The organism is Dellaglioa sp. CoH-57-MRSF-20 (assembly GCF_056781955.1).
The window spans coordinates 1-238 of sequence record NZ_JBXAXV010000333.1; the positions used below are offsets into that span (position 1 = coordinate 1).

At 61.8% G+C, this 238-nt stretch carries 1 pseudogene; it reads left to right on the top strand.

The annotated features are described in order from the left end of the window. Positions 1-238, top strand: a pseudogene (locus AC1RPN_RS09210) (ATP-dependent zinc metalloprotease FtsH); the annotation flags it as partial.

The following is a 238-nucleotide window of genomic DNA, read 5'->3' on the forward strand; positions in this document are numbered from 1 at the left end:
GAGCGTGGAATTCACGGCGATGGTCGCGGCGCACGAAGCGGGCCACGCTCTGGTCTACGCGCTGCTGAAGCGCGTTGCTCCGTTCGAGCTGAAGGTGAACGTCGCATCGTTCAAGGGCGGTTACATGATGCCCGTGGTCGAGGGCGAGGATATCATGTCGAAGCAGAACGTTCTGGACGAGATTTGCGTGTTGCTCGCGGGCCGCGCGGCCGAAGAGCTGGTGTTTGGCCAAACCTTC